This window comes from Rhizobacter sp. P2_H2, assembly GCF_056403375.1.
In genome coordinates this window covers 1-2,617 of sequence record NZ_JBFUFP010000782.1, presented here as the reverse complement: position 1 = coordinate 2,617, position 2,617 = coordinate 1, and the positions used below count along the sequence as shown (strand labels likewise).

Here is a 2,617-nt window from a genome sequence, read left to right as displayed (position 1 = left end):
ACGATGGCCAGCCTGCCCGAAGCCTTGCAGCGCGGCCTCGCCAACCTCGACGAGCACGCGGTCGCGGCGCTCGGCTTAGAGCACCTGGTGTTGGTGCGCACCCCACAGGCCGGCGCGCACTAAAGCGTCAGCCACCCGGCGCAGCGCCTCGCGCACTGGATGCTGTCGCAGCTGCAGATGATGGTGCCGCAGCGCGACCGGCCGGTGCGCGCGCAGAAGGTCGCGCAACTCGCCGCGCAGCTTGCGGCCCGGTTGCCGTTCAGTCCCCCCGGCACCCGCGTCGTGCCGCCGGAGACGGTGTGGGAGGCCGCGCAGACCGACGACATCGCCGGCCTGGCGCAGTCATGGCTGAACGGACCCGCTAGCGGGCCAGCGCGAGTGCCAGCGCCTTCTGCAGCGGAGCCACCGGCGCGGCCGTAGTGTCCGGCGGCGCCGCATCGCCGCGCGCCGGCGGCTTCGGCATGCGCGGCAGCGGCCGCATCTGCGACAGCACCCAGCGCACGCGTGCCGCGTTGACCTCGCCGCGCGCCTCGAAGCGCGCCAGCTCCAGGTCGGGGTTGTGCAGCAGGCTCGCCAGCCATGCCGCCTCGGCGGGCGTCAACTTGTCGACACGCTTGTGCAGCAGCTGTGCGGCGGCGGCCTGCGCGCCGCAGCGCCCGTTGCCCCACGGCACCAGGGACAGGTAGAGGTGCAGCACGCGCGCCTTGCCGAGCGTGCGGTCCAGTTCGACGGCATACAGCAGCTCGCGCAGCTTGCGCGCATGGCCGCGGGCGCTGCCGGTGTAGACCAGCCGCGCGAGCTGCTGCGACAACGTGCTGGCCCCGCGCTGCGGTTCGAACGACAGCGCATGGGCGATCTCGTCGAGGTCGTAGCCGGTGTGCTCGTGGAAGCGCTGGTCCTCGGCGGCGATCACCGCGCGCGGCAGCCAGGTGCCGAAGCCGCCGGCTGGCACGACCGCGCCGGTATCGCAGTTCGGCGCCGCATTCAGCAGCGTCTCGGTGCCCAGCCCCGCGACGCGAAAGCCGTCGAGCCGCGGGCGGAACTGCAGCGTGCGCTCGGGCAGGCGCAGCCGCAGGTCGAAGCGCATCAGCCCGTCGACCTGCGCGCGCGGCAGCTCCGGGATAGCTGATGCGAACAGTGCGAAGGCATCGGCGATCGGCGTCACGTCGCCCTGCGCAGTCACCTCGAGTTGCTGCTGCGTCAGCACCGCGCGCCAGCGGCCGCGCACTGCATGCCCGGGCTCGCCGAGCGCGAAGTCGCCTTGCAGGTTCATGTCGGCATCGCGCGCCAGCGTGAACTCGAGGCGCGTCAGCCGCACCGCATCGCCGGGCAGGCCGATGCCGCGCAAAGCGCAGGGCGCGCAGATCGCCCGCCAGGCGTCGGGGCCGTCCGGCGCGAACGCGACGCGCCCGAACGGCGTGCACAGCGTGCGGCCTTCGAGCACCCTCAGCGTCATCGGGTGGGTCGCGAGCCGGATCACCGTCGGCATGCTGATCGCGCGCTGCCACGGCCCGACATGCAGCGTCTCGGCCCACTCGCCATCGGCCGGCCGCAGCAGGCGCAGCATCGCCCACGCGCCGACCCCCAGCGCGAGCACGAGGCCGAGCGACACGCCGACGATCCACAGCGCCCAGCGCACACGCCAGCTCTTCACAATGACCTCGCTGTCGTGACCGCCTGCCACGGGCCGGTGCTCTGCCCGAGCTGCGCGGCCCAGAACCAGCTCGACGCATCGGTGAAGGCGGCGCCATCGGCACCGACGATCCGCTCGCAGACGCGGGTGCGCTGGCCGTTGCGCTCGGCGACGAAGCAGCGCCACAGCCGCTGCGCCTCGTCGCGCTCCAGCCGCGCCTGCTCGATGCGGTAGCCGAGCCCGCGGTAGCAGTCGGCGGCCGGGTGCAGCATGCGCGTCGGCGTGCGCACCTCGCGCATCACCAGCACCTGCTGGCCGTCGGTGAGGCGCGCGATGCGGCCCGGGAACTGCGCGGCAAAGCGCTGCTCGACGGGGCTCAGCGCGAGCGGGCGCAGCGTGCGGCCGTCCCATTCTCGGGGCCATTCGAAGGCTGCCGCCTCGGCGCCGGCGCGTTCGCGCGGGGTGCCGAGCGCCGGCCACAGCGCACAGGCCAGCAGCAGCGCCGCGAAGCCCAGCTTGTGCCGCAGCCCTTCGGGATCATTGCGGCGCAGCATCATCCACCCCCTTCATCAGGCGCACCACCGCGGCGCAGACCATCGCCAGCACCGCGAGCCCGATACCCTGGTGCCAGGCCTCGGCCAGCGGCCCGCGCGACTCCAGCGCCACCAGCACGGTGTTGCGCAGCACGTTGCCGCACAGCACCAGCGCGCCCACGGCCGGCAGCCGCCGCATGAAGCTGCGCTCGCGCAATCCGCCCAGCAGGGCCACCGCGCAGGCGCAGAAGTACGCCATCCACACCATCTGCACGCCGGAGCACGGCGCATCGACGATCACCAGCTGCCCGTCCACCACCATCGCGGTGCCGCTGCGCTCGGCCGCGCGGCCGGCGAGCTGCAGCAGCCAGGTGCTGCATTGCGCCGTCACCAGCCGCAGCGGAAACCCGGCGTAGAACTGCAGCGACGAGACGACCGGCAGCGACAGCAC

The 2,617-nt window shown here is 73.5% G+C and carries 4 protein-coding genes; 1 reads left to right on the top strand and 3 read right to left on the bottom strand.

What is annotated here, in order from left to right; translation table 11 throughout:
- Positions 1-159 precede the first annotated feature (159 nt).
- The gene (locus AC1D15_RS26235; protein ID WP_477828299.1) at positions 160-420 is read left to right on the top strand and encodes a hypothetical protein; all 261 of its coding nucleotides are present in this window, start codon (positions 160-162) and stop codon (positions 418-420) included.
- Here the strand turns inward: AC1D15_RS26235 and AC1D15_RS26230 are convergent.
- The 3 genes from AC1D15_RS26230 to AC1D15_RS26220 form a co-directional block, all read right to left on the bottom strand.
- Entirely contained in the window at positions 362-1,654 is a 1,293-nt protein-coding gene (locus AC1D15_RS26230) for a biosynthetic peptidoglycan transglycosylase (protein WP_477828298.1), read from the bottom strand. The two genes, AC1D15_RS26235 and AC1D15_RS26230, sit on opposite strands and share 59 nt — an antisense overlap.
- Positions 1,651-2,187 (bottom strand): hypothetical protein, encoded by a 537-nt coding sequence (locus AC1D15_RS26225; protein WP_477828297.1) that lies wholly within the window; start codon positions 2,185-2,187, stop codon positions 1,651-1,653. Before AC1D15_RS26225 ends, AC1D15_RS26230 begins: the two co-directional genes overlap by 4 nt.
- Positions 2,171-2,617, bottom strand: a 447-nt coding sequence (locus AC1D15_RS26220) for an archaeosortase/exosortase family protein (protein WP_477828296.1), incomplete at its 5' end; no start/stop codon positions are given. The genes AC1D15_RS26225 and AC1D15_RS26220, both read right to left, overlap by 17 nt.

Bases quoted from the DNA above. Each gene is read 5' to 3' on its own strand.
- AC1D15_RS26225 (WP_477828297.1), bottom strand. From the start codon at position 2,187: ATGCTGCGCCGCAATGATCCCGAAGGGCTGCGGCACAAGCTGGGCTTC.
- AC1D15_RS26235 (WP_477828299.1), top strand. From the start codon at position 160: ATGCTGTCGCAGCTGCAGATGATGGTGCCGCAGCGCGACCGGCCGGTG.